The sequence below is a fragment of the Streptomyces sp. NPDC002853 genome, assembly GCF_053591915.1.
On sequence record NZ_JBSFUS010000001.1, the window covers coordinates 438060 to 460407 of the forward strand.

The 22348-nt window shown below is 69.4% G+C and carries 22 protein-coding genes; 10 read left to right on the forward strand and 12 right to left on the reverse strand.

What is annotated here, in order from left to right; translation table 11 throughout:
- Positions 1-5 precede the first annotated feature (5 nt).
- On the forward strand, positions 6-554 hold the full coding sequence (locus ACWD02_RS01980) for a hypothetical protein (RefSeq protein WP_451203459.1): 549 nt from the start codon (positions 6-8) through the stop codon (positions 552-554).
- A gap of 127 nt (positions 555-681) precedes the next feature.
- On the opposite strand, the gene ppdK is transcribed toward ACWD02_RS01980, so the two are convergent.
- Both ppdK and dusB read right to left on the reverse strand, forming a co-directional pair.
- The gene (gene ppdK, locus ACWD02_RS01985) at positions 682-3444 is read right to left on the reverse strand and encodes a pyruvate, phosphate dikinase (protein WP_451203461.1); all 2763 of its coding nucleotides are present in this window, start codon (positions 3442-3444) and stop codon (positions 682-684) included.
- A gap of 590 nt (positions 3445-4034) precedes the next feature.
- Positions 4035-5165 (reverse strand): tRNA dihydrouridine synthase DusB, encoded by a 1131-nt coding sequence (dusB, locus tag ACWD02_RS01990; protein ID WP_451203463.1) that lies wholly within the window; start codon positions 5163-5165, stop codon positions 4035-4037.
- A gap of 543 nt (positions 5166-5708) precedes the next feature.
- Here dusB and ACWD02_RS01995 point away from each other — a divergent pair.
- Together ACWD02_RS01995 and ACWD02_RS02000 are read left to right on the forward strand one after the other, a co-directional pair.
- Positions 5709-7184, forward strand: a complete 1476-nt coding sequence (locus ACWD02_RS01995) for an MFS transporter (protein ID WP_451203465.1) — start codon at positions 5709-5711, stop codon at positions 7182-7184.
- The gene (locus ACWD02_RS02000) at positions 7181-7609 is read left to right on the forward strand and encodes a protein-tyrosine phosphatase family protein (RefSeq protein ID WP_451203467.1); all 429 of its coding nucleotides are present in this window, start codon (positions 7181-7183) and stop codon (positions 7607-7609) included. Before ACWD02_RS01995 ends, ACWD02_RS02000 begins: the two co-directional genes overlap by 4 nt.
- A 59-nt stretch (positions 7610-7668) precedes the next feature.
- Here the strand turns inward: ACWD02_RS02000 and ACWD02_RS02005 are convergent, their stop codons facing one another.
- Positions 7669-7881: a hypothetical protein gene (locus ACWD02_RS02005; protein WP_451203469.1), complete on the reverse strand. Its 213-nt coding sequence runs from the start codon at positions 7879-7881 to the stop codon at positions 7669-7671.
- Positions 7882-7973: 92 nt separating this feature from the next.
- Positions 7974-9353 carry a glycine--tRNA ligase gene (locus ACWD02_RS02010; protein WP_190081032.1) on the reverse strand — a complete coding sequence of 460 codons (1380 nt, stop codon included), beginning with the start codon at positions 9351-9353 and terminating at the stop codon, positions 7974-7976.
- A 156-nt stretch (positions 9354-9509) separates the two neighbouring features.
- Between ACWD02_RS02010 and ACWD02_RS02015 the strand changes: the two genes are divergently transcribed.
- From ACWD02_RS02015 to ACWD02_RS02030, 4 genes are all read left to right on the forward strand, one after another.
- Positions 9510-10511 (forward strand): metal ABC transporter substrate-binding protein, encoded by a 1002-nt coding sequence (locus tag ACWD02_RS02015; RefSeq protein WP_451203472.1) that lies wholly within the window; start codon positions 9510-9512, stop codon positions 10509-10511.
- Positions 10512-10546: 35 nt separating this feature from the next.
- Positions 10547-11356, forward strand: a complete 810-nt coding sequence (locus tag ACWD02_RS02020) for a metal ABC transporter ATP-binding protein (protein ID WP_451203474.1) — start codon at positions 10547-10549, stop codon at positions 11354-11356.
- Positions 11357-11361: 5 nt separating this feature from the next.
- Positions 11362-12267 carry a metal ABC transporter permease gene (locus tag ACWD02_RS02025; protein ID WP_451204356.1) on the forward strand — a complete coding sequence of 302 codons (906 nt, stop codon included), beginning with the start codon at positions 11362-11364 and terminating at the stop codon, positions 12265-12267.
- A gap of 80 nt (positions 12268-12347) precedes the next feature.
- A complete protein-coding gene (locus tag ACWD02_RS02030) occupies positions 12348-12761 on the forward strand; it encodes a Fur family transcriptional regulator (RefSeq protein ID WP_451203476.1) in 414 nt (137 codons plus the stop codon).
- A 69-nt stretch (positions 12762-12830) separates the two neighbouring features.
- Here the strand turns inward: ACWD02_RS02030 and ACWD02_RS02035 are convergent, their stop codons facing one another.
- The gene (locus ACWD02_RS02035) at positions 12831-13652 is read right to left on the reverse strand and encodes an isoprenyl transferase (protein WP_365817162.1); all 822 of its coding nucleotides are present in this window, start codon (positions 13650-13652) and stop codon (positions 12831-12833) included.
- A 49-nt stretch (positions 13653-13701) separates the two neighbouring features.
- Positions 13702-14454: a DNA repair protein RecO gene (gene recO, locus ACWD02_RS02040; protein ID WP_451203478.1), complete on the reverse strand. Its 753-nt coding sequence runs from the start codon at positions 14452-14454 to the stop codon at positions 13702-13704.
- Positions 14455-14596: 142 nt separating this feature from the next.
- Between recO and ACWD02_RS02045 the strand changes: the two genes are divergently transcribed.
- Positions 14597-15274 carry an AIM24 family protein gene (locus ACWD02_RS02045; RefSeq protein WP_451203480.1) on the forward strand — a complete coding sequence of 226 codons (678 nt, stop codon included), beginning with the start codon at positions 14597-14599 and terminating at the stop codon, positions 15272-15274.
- Positions 15275-15286: 12 nt separating this feature from the next.
- On the opposite strand, the gene ACWD02_RS02050 is transcribed toward ACWD02_RS02045, so the two are convergent.
- Entirely contained in the window at positions 15287-15910 is a 624-nt protein-coding gene (locus ACWD02_RS02050; RefSeq protein ID WP_451203482.1) for a DUF1266 domain-containing protein, read from the reverse strand.
- A 35-nt stretch (positions 15911-15945) separates the two neighbouring features.
- Positions 15946-16167: a hypothetical protein gene (locus tag ACWD02_RS02055; protein ID WP_451203484.1), complete on the reverse strand. Its 222-nt coding sequence runs from the start codon at positions 16165-16167 to the stop codon at positions 15946-15948.
- 336 nt (positions 16168-16503) lie between these two features.
- Between ACWD02_RS02055 and ACWD02_RS02060 the strand changes: the two genes are divergently transcribed.
- The gene (locus ACWD02_RS02060) at positions 16504-17337 is read left to right on the forward strand and encodes a helix-turn-helix domain-containing protein (protein WP_451204358.1); all 834 of its coding nucleotides are present in this window, start codon (positions 16504-16506) and stop codon (positions 17335-17337) included.
- A complete protein-coding gene (locus ACWD02_RS02065) occupies positions 17319-17603 on the forward strand; it encodes a DUF397 domain-containing protein (RefSeq protein WP_451203486.1) in 285 nt (94 codons plus the stop codon). The genes ACWD02_RS02060 and ACWD02_RS02065 overlap by 19 nt, the downstream gene beginning before the upstream one ends.
- A gap of 64 nt (positions 17604-17667) precedes the next feature.
- Here the strand turns inward: ACWD02_RS02065 and ACWD02_RS02070 are convergent, their stop codons facing one another.
- From ACWD02_RS02070 to ACWD02_RS02085, 4 genes are all read right to left on the reverse strand, one after another.
- Positions 17668-19143, reverse strand: a complete 1476-nt coding sequence (locus ACWD02_RS02070) for a membrane-associated oxidoreductase (RefSeq protein WP_451203488.1) — start codon at positions 19141-19143, stop codon at positions 17668-17670.
- Positions 19144-19175: 32 nt separating this feature from the next.
- A complete protein-coding gene (locus ACWD02_RS02075) occupies positions 19176-19670 on the reverse strand; it encodes a GNAT family N-acetyltransferase (protein WP_451203490.1) in 495 nt (164 codons plus the stop codon).
- A 102-nt stretch (positions 19671-19772) separates the two neighbouring features.
- Entirely contained in the window at positions 19773-20354 is a 582-nt protein-coding gene (locus ACWD02_RS02080; protein WP_451203492.1) for a hypothetical protein, read from the reverse strand.
- Positions 20355-20445: 91 nt separating this feature from the next.
- Positions 20446-22332, reverse strand: a complete 1887-nt coding sequence (locus tag ACWD02_RS02085) for a beta-galactosidase (RefSeq protein WP_451203494.1) — start codon at positions 22330-22332, stop codon at positions 20446-20448.
- Positions 22333-22348 lie beyond the last annotated feature (16 nt).

Here is a 22348-nt window from a genome sequence, read left to right on the forward strand (position 1 = left end):
ACCCCATGACACTGCATTCCGATGTGGCCGAGTTGCTGGCGGAAGCCGGCATCACCGACGTGGACGTCGACGAAGCCGTCGCGGACGACCACGCCCGAACGTCCGCGTACCTGCGCGTCGTCTCGGCGACCGCCGCCTCGCCCAGCCGCGATCGGGACCGTGCGATCGTGGCCACGATCCTGCGCGACCCGGACGAGTCGGGGGCCAAGACGGCGGTGGTCGCCCTCGTGGACGAGATCGCGTACGAAGTGAATGGTCCCGACGAGTTCCGGCGGTGGTCGGACGAACTGCTGCCGGAGGTCGAACGGCTCAAGACGGCGTCGTTCCGCGATTTCATCCGCCGCCGCATCCACGACTGGCTGTTCTACCTGTCCGTCAAGGACGGCCACGTGCCGACACCGGACGAGCTGGCGGAGGTCACCGACTGGATGCAGCGCCACCTCGCCGAGTGGTCGAAATCGCGGGCGGTACTCGCCGTGGTCGCCGAGTCGGCCCGCACCAGGAAGACCCGGAACATCGCGGCGAACCGGGCCGCCGGCCGCGAGTTGAGCTGAATGAGCCGGTAGCGGCAGGGAACGACCGAAGGGGCAGCTCCCCCGCACAGGGAACTGCCCCTTCGTGGTGAACCGGGACCGACGCCGCATCGGTGAGGGTCGGGGACACGGCGTCGGTCCCGGAGTTCTACCGGTGGTCGCTGCCCGCCGACTCGGAGGCGGCACGGCCGGCTTCGAGGCGGGCCACCGGGATGCGGAACGGGGAGCAGGAGACGTAGTCCAGGCCCACCTCGTGGAAGAAGTGGACGGACTCCGGGTCGCCGCCGTGCTCGCCGCAGACGCCGAGCTTCAGGTCGGGGCGGGTGGCGCGGCCGGCCTTGACCGCGTCCTTCACCAGCTTGCCCACGCCGTCCTTGTCGATGGTCTCGAAGGGCGAGACCCCGAAGATGCCCTTCTCCAGGTACGCCGTGAAGAAGCTCGCCTCCACGTCGTCCCGCGAGAAGCCCCAGACCGTCTGCGTGAGGTCGTTCGTGCCGAAGGAGAAGAACTCGGCGGCCTCGGCGATCTGGTCCGCCGTGAGCGCGGCACGCGGCAGCTCGATCATGGTGCCGAGCGCCAGCTTCAGCGCCACGCCCGTCGTCGCCTCGACCTCGGCGATGACCTGCTCGGCCTCCTCGCGGACGATCTCCAGCTCCTGGACCGTGCCGACGAGCGGAATCATGATCTCCGCGCGCGGATCGCCCTTGGCGTTCTTGCGCTCGGCGGCGGCCTCGGCGATGGCCCGTACCTGCATGGTGAACAGGCCGGGGATCACGAGGCCGAGGCGTACGCCGCGCAGGCCCAGCATCGGGTTCTGCTCGTGCAGGCGGTGCACGGCCTGGAGCAGGCGCAGGTCGTTCTCGTTGGAGTCCTTGCGGGACTCGGCGAGGGCGACGCGGACGGACAGCTCGGTGATGTCCGGCAGGAACTCGTGCAGCGGCGGGTCCAGGAGGCGGACGGTGACCGGAAGGCCGTCCATCGCCTCGAAGAGCTCCACGAAGTCGCGCTTCTGGAGCGGCAGGAGCTCCTTGAGGGCTTCCTCGCGCTCACCGTCCGCGTCGGCGAGGATCAGCCGCTCGACCATCTCGCGGCGCTCACCGAGGAACATGTGCTCGGTACGGCACAGGCCGATGCCCTGGGCGCCGAAGCGGCGGGCACGGAGTGCGTCCTCGGCGTTGTCCGCGTTGGCACGCACCCGCAGGCGGCGTACCCGGTCCGCGTACGCCATGATCCGGTGCACGGCGCCGACCAGCTCGTCCGCGTCGTCGGCGCCGGCGTGCATGCGGCCCTCGAAGTACTCGACGACCGGCGAGGGGACCACGGGCACCTCGCCCAGGTAGACCTTGCCCGTCGAGCCGTCGATGGAGACGACGTCGCCCTCCTCGACGACGGTGCCGCCCACCGTCATGCGACGCCGCTTGGTGTCGACCTCCAGGTCCTCGGCGCCGCAGACACAGGTCTTGCCCATGCCGCGGGCGACGACGGCGGCGTGCGAGGTCTTGCCGCCGCGGGAGGTGAGGATGCCCTCGCAGGCGATCATGCCGTCGAGGTCGTCGGGGTTGGTCTCACGGCGGATGAGGATGACCTTCTCGCCCGAACGCGACCACTTGATGGCCGTGTACGAGTCGAAGACCGCCTTGCCGACCGCGGCACCGGGTGACGCGGCGATGCCCCGGCCGAGCTGCTCGACCTTCGCGGTGTCGTCGAAGCGCGGGAACATCAGCTGGGCGAGCTGGGCGCCGTTGACGCGCTGCAGCGCCTCGGCCTCGTCGATCAGGCCCTGGTCGACGAGCTGCGTCGCGATGCGGAAGGCGGCACCGGCGGTGCGCTTGCCGACGCGGGTCTGGAGCATCCACAGCTGGCCGCGCTCGATGGTGAACTCGATGTCGCACAGGTCCTTGTAGTGCGTTTCGAGGGTCTCCATGATCTGCATGAGCTGGTCGTACGACTTCTTGTCGATCTGCTCCAGCTCCGCGAGCGGGACGGTGTTGCGGATGCCCGCCACGACGTCCTCGCCCTGCGCGTTCTGCAGGTAGTCGCCGTACACGCCCTGGTGGCCGCTGGCCGGGTCGCGGGTGAACGCGACGCCCGTGCCGGAGTCCGGGCCGAGGTTGCCGAAGACCATCGAGCAGATGTTGACCGCGGTGCCCAGGTCGCCGGGGATGCGCTCCTGGCGGCGGTAGAGCTTGGCGCGGTCGGTGTTCCACGACTCGAAGACCGAGCGGATGGCGAGGTCCATCTGCTCGCGCGGGTCCTGCGGGAAGTCGCGGCCCGCCTCGGTCTTGACGATCTTCTTGAACTTCGTGACCAGCTTCTTCAGGTCCGCGGCTTCCAGGTCGGTGTCGACCGTGACCTTCTTGGCGGCCTTGGCGGCCTCCAGGGCGTCCTCGAAGAGCTCGCCGTCCACGTCCATGACGGTCTTGCCGAACATCTGGATGAGGCGGCGGTAGGAGTCCCACGCGAAGCGGTCGTCGCCGGACTGCTTGGCGAGGCCCGTCACCGACTTGTCGGAGAGCCCGATGTTCAGGACGGTGTCCATCATCCCGGGCATCGAGAACTTGGCGCCCGAGCGGACCGAGACGAGCAGCGGGTCATTGGCCTGACCGAGCTTCTTGCCCATCGTCTTCTCGAGGGCGTCGAGGTGCGCACTCACCTCGTCGCGCAGCTCGACCGGCTCCTCGCCGCTGGCGAGGTAGGTCTTGCAGGCCTCAGTGGTGATCGTGAAGCCCGGAGGGACGGGCAGCCCGAGGTTGGTCATCTCGGCGAGGTTCGCGCCCTTGCCGCCGAGAAGGTCCTTGAGGTTCCTGTTGCCCTCGGTGAAGTCGTAAACGAACTTCACGGCCGCATCGCTCGCGTCGCTCGCGTCGTTCGCGTCGTTCTGCGCTACGTGGGGATCTTTGTTTTCCGACACGGGTCTCGACTCCTCGAGGACTCGGTGGCTGCCCTGACGGCGAGGAACATACCCAGATCGAAGGCGCATGGGTACGTCCACTTGTGCGTCATGCGGCCGTAACCACCCGTCCGCCAGTAGATCGAAAGTGACTCAGCGGTAGCTGGAGGAGCGATCATTCGTTCAACTCTTGAAGACGCAACGCCCGTAGACCGGGCGTTTCGCTCACATGAGCGGCTCATTCTCAGATGTGAGTTCACCTCATGAATGATCGAGCAGTGGCACTGAGTGCCACCCCTTGGAGAAGTGCAGTCACCCTGAAACCGCTCATCTGAGCGCAACGCCTATCAGGGGTGGCGAGAATCACGCCGTTTCAGGCGGCCGGATGTCAGTATCCGGACGCGTGGCGAGACGGTCGCGGGCCGCTCGTACGCCGAGCGGGGCAGCGGCCATCGCCGGAGCGGTGTTCGCGCACTCCGGTCAGGAAAGGGGTTCAGGCCAAATCTCTGTCGATCACGAGGTCAGGGGGAAACGCGGGCGCTCCCTGGTCCCCCGTGGGATCGCCTGCGGGATCGTTTGCGGGATTGCCTGCGAGATCGCCTGCGGCGGGTTCAGCCGCCCGACGTGTCCAGCTCCGCGTCCTCGCTGATGCCCGCACAGTCGTAGGGGTCCTTCAGCCAGCCGTCCGGCAGGACGACGCGGTTGTTGCCCGAGGTGCGGCCGCGCGGGCCGTCCGCTCCGGCCGGCCACGCCTGGTCGAGGTCCAACTCGCCGAGCCCGTCCTCCAGCTCGGCGAGGGACGAGGTGATCGCGAGCCGCTTGCGCATCTCCGAGCCGACCGCGAAGCCCTTCAGGTACCAGGCCACGTGCTTGCGGAAGTCGATGACACCGCGCGCCTCGTCGCCGATCCACTCGCCGAGCAGCGTCGCGTGGCGGATCATGACCTTCGAGACCTCGCGCAGGTCAGGCGCCTTGGGCGCGCCCGTGCCCTCGAAGGCGGCGACCAGGTCGGCGAAGAGCCAGGGGCGGCCGAGGCAGCCGCGGCCCACGACGACTCCGTCGCAGCCGGTCTCCTTCATCATCCGCACCGCGTCGGCGGCGGACCAGATGTCGCCGTTGCCGAGCACCGGGATCTCGGGGACGTGCTCCTTGAGGCGGGCGATGGCGTCCCAGTCGGCGGTGCCGCCGTAGTGCTGGGCGGCCGTGCGGCCGTGCAGGGCGATCGCCGTGACGCCCTCCTCGACGGCGATGCGGCCCGCGTCGAGGAAGGTGATGTGCTCGTCGTTGATGCCCTTGCGCATCTTCATCGTGACGGGCAGGTCCCCGGCGCCGCTCACGGCCTCGCGCAGGATCGCGCGGAGGAGGGGCCTCTTGTACGGGAGCGCGGAGCCGCCGCCCTTGCGGGTGACCTTGGGGACGGGGCAGCCGAAGTTCAGGTCGATGTGGTCGGCCAGGTCCTCTTCCGCGATCATGCGGACGGCCTTGCCGACGGTGGCCGGGTCGACGCCGTACAGCTGGATGGACCGGGGCTTCTCGGTCTCGTCGAAGTGGATCAGCTGCATGGTCTTCTCGTTGCGCTCGACCAGCGCCCGAGTGGTGATCATCTCGCTGACGAAGAGGCCCTTGCCCCCGCTGAACTCCCGGCACAGCGTCCGGAACGGCGCGTTCGTGATGCCCGCCATGGGCGCGAGCACGACGGGCGGCCGCACGGCGTGCGGGCCGATCTGAAGCTGGGGCTCCATGGCGCGGGATTCCTCCGGGACGAGCTGTGAGCGAGGGCAGACCTCTTATTGTCCCTCATCCGCGTCCGTGCCCTTGCGCCTGCCTTCGCCGGGCGGTGCGGACCCTCTGTGGCCGCCGGGTCCTTGCGGGGCGCTCCCGCCATCTGTACTCCCGGAGCGGGTCCGCCGTGGCCGCTCGCGCCGTGGCTGCTCGCGCCGTTCCCCGCGCCCCTGACGGGCGCCCCCACCGGCCGTCGGCACAGTGCGGGATCGCTGTGCCTGCTCGCGCCGTTCCCCGCGCCCCTGACGGGCGCCCCCCACCGGCCGTCGGCACAGTGCGGGATCGCTGTGCCTGCTCGCGCCGTTCCCCGCGCCCCCGACGGGCGCCCCCCACCGGCCGTCGGCACAGTGCGGGATCGCTGTGCTTGCTCGCGCCGTTCCCCGCGCCCCTGACGGGCGCCCCCCACCGGCCGTCGGCACAGTGCGGGATCGCTGTGCTTGCTCGCGCCGTTCCCCGCGCCCCTGACGGGGCGCCCCCCGTCCCCCCGGGATACCGTCGAACGCATGCCCCAGCAAGAGCTCACGCACCGCCGTCGCATGCTCGTTCTCGCGATCTGCTGCATGAGCCTGCTCATCGTCAGCCTCGACAACACCGTCCTGAACGTCGCGCTGCCCTCGATGGCGCGGGAGTTCGGCACCAGCATCTCCGGCATGCAGTGGACGATCGACGCCTACACCCTCGTGCTCGCCGCGCTTCTCATGCTCGCGGGGTCGACGGCGGACCGGGTCGGGCGGCGGAAGATCTTCAAGGTGGGGCTCGTGATCTTCACGGTCGCCTCCGTCGCCTGCTCCCTCGCGCCCAACCTCGAGTCCCTCGTGGCGTTCCGCATGGCCCAGGCGGTCGGCGGTTCCATGCTCAACCCGGTCGCGATGTCGATCATCACCAACACCTTCACCGAGCCGCGCGAGCGCGCCCGCGCCATCGGCGTCTGGGGCGGCGTCGTCGGCATCTCCATGGCTGCGGGCCCGCTCGTGGGCGGCCTCCTCGTGGACTCCGTCGGCTGGCGCTCCATCTTCTGGATCAACCTGCCGGTCGGCCTCGCGGCGCTCCTCCTCACCATCCGCTACGTCCCCGAGTCCCGTGCCCCCAGGCCCCGCCGCCCCGACCCCGTGGGCCAGCTCCTGATCATGGTGCTGCTCGGAGCCCTGACGTACGCGATCATCGAGGCGCCGTCGGCGGGCTGGACCTCGCCGCTGACCATCGTCTTCGCGGGCGCCGCGCTCCTCGCCCTCATCGGCCTGATCGCCTACGAGCCGCGTCGCGCCGACCCCCTCATCGACCTCCGCTTCTTCGGCTCCGCCCCGTTCAGCGGGGCCACCGTGATCGCGGTCAGCGCCTTCGCGGCGCTCGGCGGCTTCCTCTTCCTCTCCACGCTCTACCTCCAGAACGTGCGCGGCCTGAACGCGCTGCACGCGGGCGTGTGGATGCTGCCGATGGCCGCGATGACCTTCGTCTGCGCCCCGCTGTCGGGCCGTCTGGTCGGCAGCCGGGGCCCGCGCCTCCCCCTCCTGGTCGCCGGTGTCGCGATGACGTCGTCCGGCGTCCTGTTCGCCGCCTTCGACGCGGAGACCACGAACGCGACGCTCTTCCTCGGCTACGTGCTCTTCGGCCTCGGCTTCGGCTTCGTGAACGCCCCCATCACCAGCACCGCCGTCTCCGGGATGCCCCGCTCCCAGGCGGGCGTCGCCGCCGCCGTCGCCTCCACGAGCCGCCAGATCGGCCAGACGCTGGGCGTCGCCGTCATCGGCGCGGTCCTCGCCTCCGGGGTGGGGTCCTCCTCGTACGCCGCCACCTTCACGGAGGCGAGCCGCCCCGCCTGGTGGATCATCGCGGGCTGCGGCTTCGCGGTCCTCCTCCTCGGCGCCCTGACCAGCGGCCACTGGGCGCGGGAAACCGCACGACGGACAGCCGAACGCCTGGAGGCCGTGCCCCAGAAACCAGGTCCCGGCCCCAACTCCCGCACTACGCTCGCGCCGTGACCGCTACTTGGGACCCCACGACACCGGGCGTACTGCGACTTCCCTCGGGCCGGCTCGTGCGCGGCCGCGGCCTGCGGCATCCGCTTCCGGACGGCCCGACGCCCGGCTTCGCGCTGTATCTGCTGGGCAAGGAGCCGCCGGTCGCCCCCTGGGAGTCCCGCTGGCTGCGCTGGCCCGACTTCCGCCTGCCCACCGACCGCGCGGCGACGGCCACCGCCCTGCGCGAGGCGCTGGAGCGGTCGCGGACCGAGCGGGTCGAGGTCGCGTGCGGCGGCGGACAGGGGCGCACCGGAACGGCGTTGGCGTGCATGGCGGTACTGGACGGGGTGCCGGGCGGCGAGGCGGTGGCCTATGTGCGGGAGCACTACGCGCCGCGGGCGGTGGAGACCCCGTGGCAGCGCCGGTTCGTGCGGCGCTTCGGCTGACCCCACCGACGCCTGCGCCCACCGACGCCTACGCCCGCTGACGCCAAGCCCACTGACGCCTAAGTCCCAGGAGTGGACGGATCCACCGTCGCCTGATGCTCCTCCGCCAGGTGTTCCTCGGCCTTGAGCCACGGCAGGAACTGCACCCGCCTCTTCCAGTCGCACGTGTCGCAGCTCAACTGCCGCTGCACGCCCGACTTTCGTACGTGCACCACATGCTCGCGCCCGTGCTGGTCCCATCTGCTGACCTTGCTCGTGGTCATCGAAGGCATGGCGAACAGTGTGCAGCAGAAGGCCCCGGTTCCGTATGCGGAACCGGGGCCTTCTTTCAACCTTCACTCAGCCGACGGCCGAGGGGGCAGCGTCAGCAGCCCACCAGGCGCGAGGCGAGGTAGCCCTCGATCTGGTCGAGGGAGACGCGCTCCTGCTTCATCGAGTCACGCTCGCGGACCGTGACCGCGTTGTCGTCCAGGGTGTCGAAGTCGACCGTCACGCAGTACGGCGTGCCGATCTCGTCCTGGCGGCGGTAGCGGCGGCCGATGGCGCCCGCGTCGTCGAACTCGATGTTCCAGTTCTGCCGGAGAGCGGTCGCCAGGCCCTTGGCCTTGGGCGACAGCTCCGGGTTCCTCGAAAGGGGAAGCACCGCGACCTTCACCGGGGCGATGCGGTGGTCGAAGCGCATGACCGTGCGCTTCTCCAGCTTGCCCTTGGCGTTCGGGGCCTCGTCCTCGATGTAGGAGTCGAGGAGGAACGCGAGCATCGTGCGGCCGACGCCCGCCGCGGGCTCGATGACGTACGGAGTCCAGCGCTCGCCGGCCTCCTGGTCGAAGTAGGACAGGTCCTGGCCCGACGCCTTGGAGTGCGCGGACAGGTCGTAGTCCGTGCGGTTGGCGACGCCCTCCAGCTCGCCCCACTCACTGCCGCCGAAGCGGAAGCGGTACTCGATGTCAGCGGTGCGCTTGGAGTAGTGGGAGAGCTTCTCCTTCGGGTGCTCGAACCACCGCATGTTCTCCTCGCGCAGGCCCAGGCCGGTGTACCAGTTCCAGCGCTGCTCCATCCAGTACTCCTGCCACTTCTCGTCCTCGCCCGGCTTGACGAAGAACTCCATCTCCATCTGCTCGAACTCGCGGGTCCGGAAGATGAAGTTGCCGGGCGTGATCTCGTTGCGGAAGGACTTGCCCATCTGCGCGATGCCGAACGGCGGCTTCTTGCGGGAAGTCTGCTGGACCTGGCCGAAGTTGGTGAAGATGCCCTGCGCGGTCTCGGGGCGCAGGTAGGCGACGGAGCCGCTGTCCTGCGTGGGGCCGAGGTGCGTGGAGAGCATGCCGGAGAACTGCTTGGGCTCGGTGAACTGGCCCTTGGTGCCGCAGTTGGGGCAGTTGACCTCGGCCAGGCTCTCCGGCGGACGGTTGTGCTTGGCCTCGTACGCCTCTTCCAGGTGGTCGGCGCGGTGGCGCTTGTGACAGGAGAGGCACTCGGTCAACGGGTCGGAGAACGTCGCGACGTGACCCGAGGCCTGCCAGACCTCCGTGGCCAGGATCACCGACGAGTCGATGCCGACCACGTCCTCGCGCGAGGTGACCATGTAACGCCACCACTGGCGCTTGAGGTTCTCCTTGAGCTCGACGCCGAGCGGCCCGTAATCCCAGGCGGCACGCTGGCCGCCGTAGATCTCACTGCACGGGTAAACAAAGCCACGGCGCTTGCTCAGGCTGACGATGCTGTCGATCTTGTCGGCGGCCACGGTGCTCTCTTCATTACGACGGTGGGCGAAGCGAATGACTCAGGTTACCGGCGGCCTTACCCCCCTAATCAAATCGGTTCCGGGTCTGGGTCCCGACCGGCCTCCGCGACGACCGCTAGTTGACAATCGTTTCCAGATTTGTTGAAAATGAGTGTCATGAACGTACGTCGCCTGATACCCACCGCCGCCCTCGCGTCCGCCACGGTTCTCGGCCTCACGGCCCTGACCGCCTGCTCCTCCTCCAGCGCCGCGGACAAGAACGGCGACGGCAAGCTGAACGTGACGGCGTCGTTCTACCCCATGCAGTACCTCGCCCAGGAGATCGGCGGCGACCACGTCTCCGTGGACACCCTGACCAAGCCGGGTGTCGAGCCGCACGACCTGGAGCTCAGCCCGAGGCAGACCGCCACCCTCGGCGAATCGGACGTCATCCTCTACCTCAAGGGCATCCAGCCCGCCGTCGACGACGCCATCGGCCAGTCCGGCGTGAAGAACACCGTGGATGCCGCGACCCTCACCAAGCTGGAGAAGCACGGCACGGGGGTCGGCCACGACCACGGCCACGGCGGCGAAGAGCACTCCGAGGACGAGCATGCCGAAGAGGACGAGCACGGCCACGGGGAAGAGAGCGAAGCCGGCGCCGACCCGCACGTCTGGCTCGACCCGGTGAAGTACGCCGAGGTCGCCGAGGGTGTCGGCAAGTCGCTGGAGAAGGCCGACCCCGACCACGCGGCGGCGTACAAGAAGAACACTAAGGCCCTGGTCAAGAAGCTGGACGCGCTGAACACGAAGTTCGAGGGCGGCCTGAAGGACACGAAGACCAAGACCTTCATCACCACGCACTCCGCCTTCGGCTACCTCGCCGAGCGCTACGGCCTGGACCAGGAGGGCATCTCCGGCGTCGACCCCGAGTCGGACCCGAGCCCCGCCCGCATCAAGGAGCTCCAGGACATCGCCGAGAAGGACAAGGTCTCCACGGTGTTCTTCGAGACCCTCGCCAGCGACAAGACCGCCAAGACCCTCGCGAACGACGCGGGCCTCAAGACGGACGTCCTTGACCCCCTTGAGGGAATTACGGACAAGTCCAAGGGCGATGACTACATCGAGGTCATGGAGTCGAACCTCGGCGCCCTGGAGAAGGCACTCGGCGCGAAGTGAAAGAACCGCTAGCAGCAGCATCGGAGGCGCACGCCATGGAAGCCACGGAAGCCATGGAGGGAGCGGGGTCCCTCCCGCCCGTCATATCCGTGAGGGCGGCCACGGCCACCCTCGGCGCGCGCCCGGTGCTGCGCGGCATCGACCTCACCGTGAGGCGCGGTGAGGTCGTCGCGCTGCTCGGCGCGAACGGCTCGGGCAAGTCCACCGCCGTCCGCTCCGTGATCGGCCAAGTCCCCCTCACCAGCGGCGACATAAGCCTCTTCGGCACCCCCCTGAAGCGCTTCAGGCAGTGGGCCCGCATCGGCTACGTGCCGCAGCGCACCACGGCCGCGAGCGGCGTCCCCGCGACGATCCGCGAGGTCGTCTCCTCGGGTCGCCTCTCGCGCACGAAGCTCACCAGGCTCGGCTGGACGTCCAAGGCGGACCGTGTGGCGGTCGACCGGGCCATCGGGCTCGTCGGTCTCGCCGACCGCGCCAAGGACTCCGTGAGCGCCCTCTCCGGCGGCCAGCACCAGCGCGTGCTGATCGCCCGCGCGCTCGCCTCCGAGCCCGAGCTGCTGATCATGGACGAGCCGATGGCGGGCGTCGACCTGGCGAGCCAGGAGATCCTCGCGCAGACCCTGCGCGAGCAGGTCGCGGCCGGTACGACGGTCCTGCTCGTGCTGCACGAGCTGGGCGCGCTTGAGCCGCTGATCGACCGCGCGGTCGTCCTGCGCGACGGCTGCGTGACCCACGACGGTCCGCCGCCCAAGGCCACGGGACAGCACGCGCTGCCCGGCCACGACCACGTACATCCGCACTCGGCCGACGAGTACGAGCCGATCCGCACGGGACTGCTGACCTGATGATGATGGAAATCTTCCAGACCGAGTTCATGCAGCGGGCGCTGATCGCCGCCGTCCTCGTCGGCATCACGGCCCCCGCCATCGGCATCTACCTCGTCCAGCGCCGCCAGGCCCTGATGGGCGACGGCATCGGCCACATCGCGATGACCGGCGTCGGCCTCGGCTTCCTGCTCAACTCCAGCCCCGTGTGGATGGCGACGCTCATCGCCGTCGTCGGCGCGGTGACCATGGAGCTGATCAGGGCGTACGGCAAGACGCGCGGCGACATCGCGCTCGCGATGCTCTTCTACGGCGGCATGGCGGGCGGTGTCCTGCTGATCAACCTCTCGGACACCGGCTCGAACGCGAACCTCTCCTCGTACCTCTTCGGCTCGCTCTCGACGGTCTCGGACTCCGACGTCACGGCGATCTGCCTGCTGGCCGCCTTTGTGGTCCTGGTCACGGTCGGCCTGCGCAAGCAGCTGTTCGCGGTGAGCCAGGACGAGGAGTTCGCGCGGGTGACCGGGCTGCCGGTGCGCGCCCTGAACCTCCTCATCGCGGTCACGGCCGCCGTGACGGTCACCGTCGCGATGCGCGTCGTGGGCCTGCTCCTGGTGAGCGCGCTCATGGTGGTGCCGGTCGCCGCGGCCCAGCAGATCACCCGTTCGTTCAAGGTGACGTTCATCCTGTCGGTGGTCATCGGCACCGCCGTGACCCTCTCCGGCACGGTCACCTCGTACTACCAGGACGTGCCGCCCGGGGCGACGATCGTCCTGATGGCGATCGGCGTCTTCGTCGTCCTGACGGCGCTCGCGACCCCCTTGGCCCGGCGCCGGGCACGGGCGACGAGTGCCGCGGAGGCGACCTGCACGGCGGACGTCACCAAGGACGTTCCCGAGGCGCGGCGACCGGCGGACGAGGTCACCGTCTGAGAGCGAGCTGGCACAATGGCCCGACGGGATATGACAGATGTGCGGGCGATCGTGCGAGTTTTTCAGTTGAGGAGGCACCTGTGACAACGGCTGCGGGACCCCCGGTACGAGGCCGATCCACCCGGCAGCGCGCCGCTGTGGCGGCGGCCCTGGGCGAGGTGGACGAGTTCCGCAGTGCGCAGGACCTGCACGACATGCTCAAGCACAAGGGCGATTCGGTGGGCCTGACCACGGTCTACCGGACGCTTCAGTCCCTCGCCGACGCGGGCGAGGTCGACGTGCTGCGCACGGATGAGGGCGAGTCGGTCTACCGTCGCTGCTCCACCGGCGACCACCACCATCACCTGGTCTGCCGGGTGTGCGGCAAGGCGGTCGAGGTCGAGGGCCCGGCGGTCGAGAAGTGGGCCGAGGCCATCGCCTCCGAGCACGGGTATGTGAACGTGGCGCACACGGTCGAGATCTTCGGCACGTGCGCGGAGTGCGCGCGGAAGTGAAGTGACCTGAACGCGTTGTGGGCCCGCACCGGCTTCGGTGCGGGCCCACAGTGCGTCTGCGTCGGTGCCTCAGCTGTTGGCGATCTCTTCCTCGTTCGGGATCGCCCCGCCGAAGCGGCGGTCGCGCCCGGCGTACTCCAGGCAGGCCCGCCACAGGTCGCGCCGGTCGAAGTCCGGCCACAGCACGTCCTGGAAGACCATCTCGGCGTAACTCGACTGCCAGATCAGGTAGTTGGAGGTGCGCTGTTCGCCGCTGGGGCGCAGGAACACGTCCACGTCCGGCATGTCCGGGTAGTACATGTATTTGGCGAAGGTCTTCTCGTTCACCTTCGACGGATCGAGCTTGCCCGCCGCGACATCGCGCGCGATGGCCTGCGCGGCGTCCGCGATCTCCGCGCGACCGCCGTAGTTCACGCAGAAGTACAGGGTCATCGCGTCGTTGTCGACGGTCTGCTCCTGGGCGATCTGGAGCTCCTGGACGACGGACTTCCACATCTTGGGCATGCGCCCCACCCAGCGGATCCGGATCCCGAGCTCGTTCATCTCATCCCGCCGGCGCCGGATGACGTCGCGGTTGAAGTTCATCAGGAAGCGCACCTCGTCGGGCGAGCGCTTCCAGTTCTCGGTGGAGAAGGCGTAGAGCGAGAGGTTCTTGACGCCCATCTCCAGGCAGCCCTTGAGCACGTCCAGGACGACGCCCTCGCCGACCTTGTGTCCCTCGGTGCGCGGCAGCCCCCGCTCCTTGGCCCAGCGGCCGTTGCCGTCCATGACGATCGCCACATGCTGCGGCACCAGCTCGCCGGGGATCTTCGGCGGCGTGGCGCCCGAGGGGTGCGGCTCGGGGACCTTGTACTCACGGCGGGACCGTCCGAGGATTCCGCGTCGTGCCATGGGGGGCTCTCTCCTACCTAGCTGTTCTCTGTTACGTGGCCTGCGTGGCTCACGTGGTTTTCTCTACGTACCGCAATGAGCGGAGCCCGCGCTCCAAGTGCCAGTGCAGATAGGCGGAAACAAGCCCGCTGCCCTCCCTGACATGCCGCGCCTCGCACGCGTCCGCCGTCTCCCAGTCCCCGGTGAGCAGCGCGCCGAGCAGGCCGAGGGCTTCCGACGAGGGTACGACGCTGCCGGGCACCCGGCAGTCGGCACAGACGGAGCCGCCCGCGGCCACGGAGAAGAACCGGTTCGGTCCGGGCATTCCGCACTTCGCGCAGGAGTCGAAGCTGGGCGCGTACCCGTTCACGGCGAGGGAGCGGAGCAGGAACGCGTCGAGGATGAGATGCGGCTCGTGCTCGCCGTTGGCGAGGGTCCGAAGACCGCCCACGAGCAGCAGATACTGCTGGACGGCGGGCTCGCCCTCATGATCGGTGAACCGTTCCGCCGTCTCCAGCATGGCCGTGCCCGCGGTGTAGCGCGCGTAGTCGGTGACGATCCCGCCACCGTACGGAGCGATGGTCTCACTCTGTGTGCACAACGGGAGCCCGCGGCCGATGAGTTCACTGCCGCGCGCGAAGAACTGCACGTCGACGTGGGAGAAGGGCTCCAGCCGGGCCCCGAACTTGGACTTCGTGCGCCGCACTCCGCGCGCGACGGCACGGACCCGTCCGTGACTGCGGGTGAGCAGCGTGATGATGCGGTCCGCCTCACCCAGCTTCTGGGTGCGCAGCACGACGCCGTCATCACGGAACAGACTCATGGCCCCATTCTCGCGTACGGGGCCGACAGCCGTGGCCGGGGTGGCACCGGAGCCGTGACCGCGGTGGCACGGAGCCGTGGCCGGCGTGCACCGGCTCGTCCGGACCCCTGGTCATATCAGTCACGCCTGCCAAAATGCCCGCATGAAGAGTGAGCTGTTCTCCACGGAGCACATGGCGCAGCAGTCCGTCGTCCCCGGGATGACACTGCAGAACGCCAAGTCCATCAAGTACGCGGTCAACGGCGAGATGCACGCACGGCAGGGCGCGATGATCGCCTACCGCGGCGACCTCCAGTTCGAGCGCAAGGGCCAGGGCGTGGGCGGCATGCTGAAGCGGGCGATGACCGGTGAGGGTCTTCCGCTGATGGCGGTGCGCGGCCAGGGCGAGGCGTGGTTCGCGCACGAGGCGCAGAACTGCTTCATCGTCGACATCGAGCCGGGCGACGTCCTCACCGTCAACGGCCGCAACGTCCTGTGCTTCGACGCGACGCTCTCGTACGAGATAAAGACGGTGAAGGGCGCGGGCGTCACCGGCGGCGGCCTCTTCAACAGCGTCTTCACGGGGGCCGGGCAGCTGGGCCTGGTCTGCGACGGCAATCCGCTGGTGATCCCGGTGTCACCGCAGCAGCCGGTGTACGTGGACACGGACGCGGTGGTCGGCTGGACCGCGAACCTGGACACCTCGCTGCACCGCTCGCAGTCCGTCGGCTCCATGCTCAGGGGCGGTTCGGGCGAGGCGGTGCAGCTGATGCTGCGCGGCGAGGGGTACGTCATCGTGCGCCCGAGCGAGCTGACCCCGCAGAAGCCGCAGCAGCACTAGTGTCCCGGGGTCCTAGCGGCCGGGGCGCGCCTGGTCGGGACGGCTGATCGCCTCCCAGGGGGCGAGGTTCCACGGGCTCGTCCGGTTCGCCGGGTCGAGGAGGGTCCGCAGGTGGGTGTCGGAGGCGACCTGGGGCGCGGGAAAGTCCGCGTCCTCGGTCCCTTGGAGGCTGTCCCGCCAGACTTTCCTCCCGAGGAGGTAGTGGTCGGCGTACTCCTGCCAGGAGGAGTACGTCCCCGCCACCGTCGGCACGACGTTCTTCAGGCGGTTCCAGGTGTCGGTCTCGCTCAGCATCCCGCAGGCGAAACCGCGCCGGGAGATGTCCACGTAGAGCGCGATGTCCCAGGCCAGCGGTGCGACGCCGATGCGCCGCTGGGCCATCGCGCGATAGCCGGTGCTCGCCAGCCCGCTCAGCCGCCCGAGCAGCTGCTCGGGCGCGGTGATCTCCCACTGCTCGGCCAGCCACTTCCGCGCCTTGCCGTCGTCGACGCGGGTGAACGGATACAGGGTCGTCCGGGACGCGTCCTTGTCCCTGCTGACCGGCGCGCTCAGCGACACCATCCAGAGCTGGTGCATGGTGAGCGGTGTCGGGTACTTCGACTCGACCTTGGGTTTGCTCCACTTCCATATGGCCATGCGCCCGCACCATACGTCACGGGACTTCGCCTACGTCACGGGACTTCGCCCCGGCTTCGTGCGTTCGCATAGGCGGTGGCGGCGCGCAGCCGCTCGGACGTGGTGGCGGTTCTGAGCGCGTCCGGCGCGCAGTCCCACTCCCGCCCGCCGCCGAAGGGGCGGAGCTGGACGTAGGGCCCCTCGTGCCCCATGACCCTGCCGACCTGTCCGGTACTGGTGTCCACGGCGTAGGCGCCGACGGGGAGGTACAGGTTCATGGCGCGACCCCCGGCGCGGCGACGAGCCGAGCAGCCGTCTCGACACCACATCCGCCCAATTCAATGCGCGGACAAGGAGCCTCCCGGGCCAAAGATGTGGGGTCGATCCGCAATGACGGCAGCGTAATTCCCGCCCTCGTGAGCGCGGTCCGCAATTCCTTCATGGTCTCCTCCGCCTCTGCGACGCATAGTGGCGCGTGCGCCTTGTTCCCACCCATCGGGTGGCTCCCCTTTGCCGTCGGATCTCACTCTTCGCATCCCTACGGTGACGGAATACACCTAGACTCGACAGGAGTCTGTCTCCTACAACTGCGGGGCAGCGAAAGGCGGTTGGCCATGGCCAATGGTTCACGTCAGGCGGCCTGGGAGTTCTTCGGCGCGGAGCTGAAGCGGCGGCGTGAGGACGCGGGACTTACGCAGTCGGCGCTGGGGCTTCAGGTTTTCGTGTCCGGCGCGTACATCGGCCAATTCGAACAGGCCATTCGGAAGCCGCAGTTGGATGTCGCGCAGCGGATCGATGAGGTACTGCAATCCGACGGTATTTTCGAGCGGATGTGCCGCAAGCTGATCGACGACAAGCGGTATGCGGATTACTTCGCGCACGTCGTGGAACTTGAGGCGCTGGCCACGCGGATCTGCGAGTTCGCGCCCACGCTGGTTCCGGGTCTTCTGCAGACCGCCGCGTACGCGCGGGCGGTGACTCTCGCGGCCAATCCCTTCGTCACGGACGAGTACGTGGACGAGATTGTCGGCGCCCGGCTGGAGCGGGCGGGCATCCTCAAGGACGCAACAAGGCCCGAGTATTGGGTGGTGCTGCACGAGAACGCGCTGTACATCCCGGTGGGCGGGCCGGACGCCATGGCGCAGCAGTTGGACCACCTGGCGTCGCTGATGCGGGAGCGGCAGGTGTTGGTGATGGTGCTTCCGTACGAGGCGGGGGCGCACGCCACGATGGGCGGGATGCTGACGCTCATGGGATTCGAGGACGCGCCGCCAACGGCCTATACAGAGACGTCGTTTTCGGGAACTCTCGTCGACGAACCGGCGGTGGTGGTGAGAGCACAGCGCGCATACGATCTGCTCAGGGGCGCCGCTCTGTCGCCGGAGGCATCCCTCGCCCTGGTCGAGTCGGCGGCGGAGGACTACAGACGATGCGCGAGTACGACCTGAGCAACGCACGCTGGCGCAAGAGCAGCTACAGCAACGGCGAGGGTGGCAGCTGCGTCGAGGTGGCGTACGACTTCATCGGCGCCGCCCGCTGGCGCAAGAGCAGCTACAGCAGCGGCGACGGCGGGGAGGCCTGCGTCGAAGTGGCCGACGGAGTCCCCGGCATCGTCCCGGTACGGGACAGCAAGGACCCCCAGGGCCCCGCCCTGCTGATCCGCGCCGAAGCGTGGGCGGCGTTTGTGGGGAACGTTGGAGACCGCCCGAGGTGAGCGCCCCGTAGGGGCGCGGGGAACCGCGCGACCAGCCCCCACCGGCCCGCGGCGAAACGCCACCTCACTGGCGACTGATCGCCCTCGTGATGCCGGCGGCAATCGTCGTGGCGAGGGTCCAGCCCATGATGACCAGGGCGTACCCGAACCACTGCAACGCCCCCCGCGCGGCATACGCGTGCTCCTGCCCGAAGTCGATGATCGGAAGCAGCAGGTCAAGGGTGTAGAAGACGGCGCTGAACTCCGGCGCTTCCTTCGGTTTCAGCGCCACCGGCTCCCGCACCGCGTACGTGACGGAGCCGATCAGCAGCAGCGACAGCAACCAGACCGCGGCGCGCGTAGGCCGGAAGCCGTAGCCGACGGTGAGGTCCTGGAGATACCCCCAGGCCTTGGCGTACCAGGGCAGGGTGGTGCGGTGGCGGCGTTGCTTGGCCAGTTGGACGGTGCGGGCGGCCGCGTCGTCGCCGACGCGGCGGTAGGCGGCGGTGAGTTGCTCGTACGCGAAGGGGACGTAGCCCTCGGTGTCCCGTTCCAGAACCTGGAGCCTGCGCTCGGCGGGCTCGTGGGGGCCGAGCCTGCCGTATGTGAGGCCATCGAGGCGGACTTGGTCCGGCCAGGTCTCCGGGGCTATGTACAGGAGATCGAGTTGGCAGCCCCGCAGGGTGACGGTGCCCTCGACGGGTGCGGCCTGGTCCATCCACAGCGTGCCCCCGGTGACGCTCGCGCGCAGGGCCGTGCCGCCCGGGTTGGAGAGCCGGGCGCCCTCCAGGTTGAGCTGGCCGGGGATTCGGGCGCCCGGCAGGTTGACCCGCCCGTACGCCGTGAGCCGCATCGCGTGCAGATCGGTGCCGCTGCTCAGATTCGATGCTTGCAGGGCGGTGCCGCCCGGGTTGCTGAGCACCGCGTCATCGAACGTGATGGTCCCGGTCACGACCGCTCCCGCGAGGCGGACCATGCCGTGGGCGGTGAAGCCCTTGTCGGCGGTCAGGTCGTCGTCGATGGTGACGCGGTTGAGGGTCAGGATGGGCTCACTGGGGTCAGTGACCGTCCCTTCCTCGCCCAGGTGCGCCCTGTCGAGGAACAGGGCCCCGGAGATGCGCGCGCCGCCGAGCCGGACGCTTCCCCGGACGCGAACGCCGGTCATCCGCAGCGAACCGTCGATGCGCAGCCCGACGCCGTAGAGGCCGGGGAACACGGACCAGCCCAGGTTCAGCTGCCGTAACTGCGCGCCGTAGATGTCCAGTTCTTCGTCGAAGTAGCACGCCCAAAGATGGATCGCCCCCGCGACCTCCGCGTACTGAAGATCGAGCTTGCCCGTGATGCGGGCTCCGTTGAGCCGCAGGCAGGGCGTCTCGCCCTCTTGGCGGGGCCCGTCGATGAGCAGCGCCCGGAGCACCTCGGCCCGCACGGTCCGCTCAGGGCCCCAGTCGGCGCCGAGATCGGCGGGTTCCCTCGTGCGTTCCCGGAAGTCGACGAGCCGCCCCAGCGGGAACGCCGCCCACACCTGCCGCTCGGCCTCGCTCAGATCCGTGATCTCCATCGGCGCGAGCCTTGCGCGGGCCGGATCATGTGTCAACCAGCGGTCAGGGCACGGCGATAGCGCACCTCGACCCGCCCGTGCCCGTCGACGTCGGCCTCGTCCACGACCACGAACCCGGAGCGGACCAGCACGGCCCGCGACCCGCTGTTGTCCACGTCCGTCGCCGCCCGCAGCGCAGTGAGCCCGTACTCGGCCCCGGCGACCCCGCACACCTGACGTACGGCATCCGTGGCGAGCCCGCGGCCCGTCGCGCTCTCGGCGATGCGATACCCCAGCTCCGCCTCGCCGTCTGCGACGTCGACCAGATTGACCCGCCCGAGGATGTCTCCCTCGCCGCCCACCAGCACGTGGAAGTGGCAGGTACCCGCGTCCTGTTCGGCGAGCAGGGAGGCATGCCGCGCGTCGAACTCGGCGAAGTAGGCATCGCCACGGTCGGGCACAAACTTCGCGAAGTAGGCCCGGTTCTCGCGCTCGAAGGCGAGCAGGGCGGGAGCGTGATCGGCGCGCAGGCGCTGGAGTTCGGGCATGCCTGAAACCTAGCGCGCGGTTCTTGGACTGGCTCCTGGAGTTCACGCCCGAGCACGTCGTCGACGCGCTGCGCGAGAACCTCGACGTGTGACCGCGTCCCGCTACTTCTTGACCGGCGGGCAGTAGCCGGTGTCCGCGCCGATGGAGTTGATCTCGGCGTTCGGCCGGGAGTCGCCGGCGTAGTTGATCTGGTCGGTGCAGCTGACACCGGGCTTGTTGGGCGTGCCCGAGGGCTTGTCGCCCTTCTCCGGGGTGGGGCAGGTGCCGGTGTCCGCGCCGATGCTGTTGATCTCGGCGTTCGACCGCGGGTCGCCCGCGTAGTTGATCTGGTCCGTGCAGCTCGTGCCGGACTTGTCGGGCGTGCCCGACGGCTTGTCGTCCTTGATCGGCGTGGGGCAGGTGCCGGTGTCCGTACCGATGGAGTTGATCTCGGCGTTCGACCGCGGGTCGCCCGCGTAGTTCATCTGGTCCGTGCAGCGCTCCCCGGCCTCGTCCCGCGTCCCCGACGACTTCTCGCCGGCGGAGTCACCGCCGGACTTGCCGGCCTTGGCCGCGGAAGCGGGGGCCGACGATGACGAGGTGTCGTTGCCGCCGCCCTGGCAGGCGGTGAGCCCGAACGCGGCGATGGTGATGACCACGGCGGCTGCGGCCTTGCGGGCGTGGAGGAGGGTGGCGTGCGACATGTTCTTACCGTTCTGTCGGGTGGTGCGGGGTTCGACGGAACAAGACTGACCGGCGCCGCTGATGATCTGTCGCCGTCTGGCTAACGCCTCACTAACGCCCCTGGGCGCGCCGTACCTCCACGCTCAGGTCCCGCTCATCCAGCACCACGTGGACCCGCTCCCCCGCCGCCGTCACCCGCGTCCGTGCCTGGACCCCCTCGGGGAGGCCCGGGAGGACGGGGTGCACGCCGCACTCCGCGCGCACCCGGTCGAGCAGCTCTCGCATCTCCTTCGGAGTGGGGCGCGTGCCCAGGTACCAGGCCACGCCGTCGCCGTAGGGGTGGCGGGTCGCCGTCGGGGCGCCGGTGGGCGACGTGCGCACCGCCTCCGCGCCCTCCAGGCGGATCTCCTCCGACCACGTGCCGTCGGGGCGGGGGTCGAACTCCTCCACCCGGAGGCCGAGCAGTTCACGGAAGGGAGCCGGATAGCCGCCGAGGTGGACGCGGTCGTGTTCGTCCACGATTCCGGAGAAGTAGGACATGAGCAGGGTGCCGCCACCATGGACGTACGCGCGGATGCGTTCCCCGGTCTCGTTCGTGACCGAGTAAAGATTGGGGATCAGGAGCAAGCGGTACTCGGTCACGTCCCCGTCCACCGGGACCACGTCGCACGCCACCGACGCGTCGTACAGCGGTTTGTGGTGGGCCAGGGCCGCCTCAAGGAACGTGAGGTCCGCGCTCGGATGCGCGTCCAGTTCCAGGGCCCACCAGCTCGGCCAGTCCATGAGCAGCGCCGCGTCCGCCCGCTCGGGACGTGCGCCCAGCAGCTCGGGGTGCGAGGCGAGCTCCGCGCCGAGCTCCCGTACCTCCCGGAAGATGCGCGTCTCCCGGCCCCCGTGCGGAACCATCGCCGAGTGGAACTTCTCCGCTCCACCGCGCGACTGCCGCCACTGGAAGAACAGCACCGAGTCCGCGCCGTGCGCCACCGCCTGCCAGCTGTCCAGGCGCATGCGGCCCGGCGGTTTCCTGCCGTTGCGCCCGCGCCAGTTCACCGCGCCCGGCGCCTGCTCCAGGAGCAGCCACGGCTGCCCGCCCTTCAGGCCGCGCATGACGTCGTACGAGAACGCCGTCCGGTGGAGGGCGTCCTTGTCGTGCGGGTCCGGGTACGAGTCGTACGCCACCACGTCCAGGTGCGGCGCCCACGCGAACAGGTCCAGCGTCTTGGCCACCGGGACGAAGTTCGTCGTGACGGGGACGTGCGGGGTGATGCGGGTCAGGACCTCCTTCTCCGCCAGATAGCACGCGAGGAGCTCGTCGGACGAGAAGCGCCAGTAGTCCAGTTGCTGGGCCGGATTGCGGAAGGACGGGGCCTTGCGCGGGGTGTGGATCTCCTCGAACGTGCCGTAGCGCTGCGACCAGAAGTCCGTCGACCAGGCGTCATTGAGCGCCGCCACCGTCCCGTACCGCTCCCGCAGCCACCTGCGGAACGCCGCCGTCGACACCTCGCAGTGGCAGTGGCGTGAGATGTGGCAGCCGTATTCGTTGCCGATGTGCCAGAGCGCGAGCGCGGGGTGCTCGCCGTAGCGCGTGGCCAGGCGTTCCGCGAGGCGTACGGCGTGCGTGCGGTATACCGGGCTCGACGGGCACCAGTGCTGGCGGGAGCCCGGGTGCAGACGGACCCCGTCCTCCGTGACCGGGAGGGTGGCGGGGTGCAGCCGGCTCAGCCACGGCGGCGGGGACGCCGTCATCGTCGCCAGGCTGACCGCGACGCCCGCCTCCGCGAGACGGTCCAGGTGGCCGTCCAGCCAGCCGAAGTCGTACGTGCCGGGGGCCGGCTCCGTCTTCGCCCAGGAGAAGATCCCGAGCGTCACGAGGTTCACCCCCGCCTCGCGCATCAGCTCGGCGTCCTCCCCGTGGACGCCGGGGCCCCACTGCTCGGGGTTGTAGTCACCCCCGTACCCCAGCGACGTGACCCGGTCACAGAAGTGACTCAGTCTCATCCCGCTCCCACCGTCG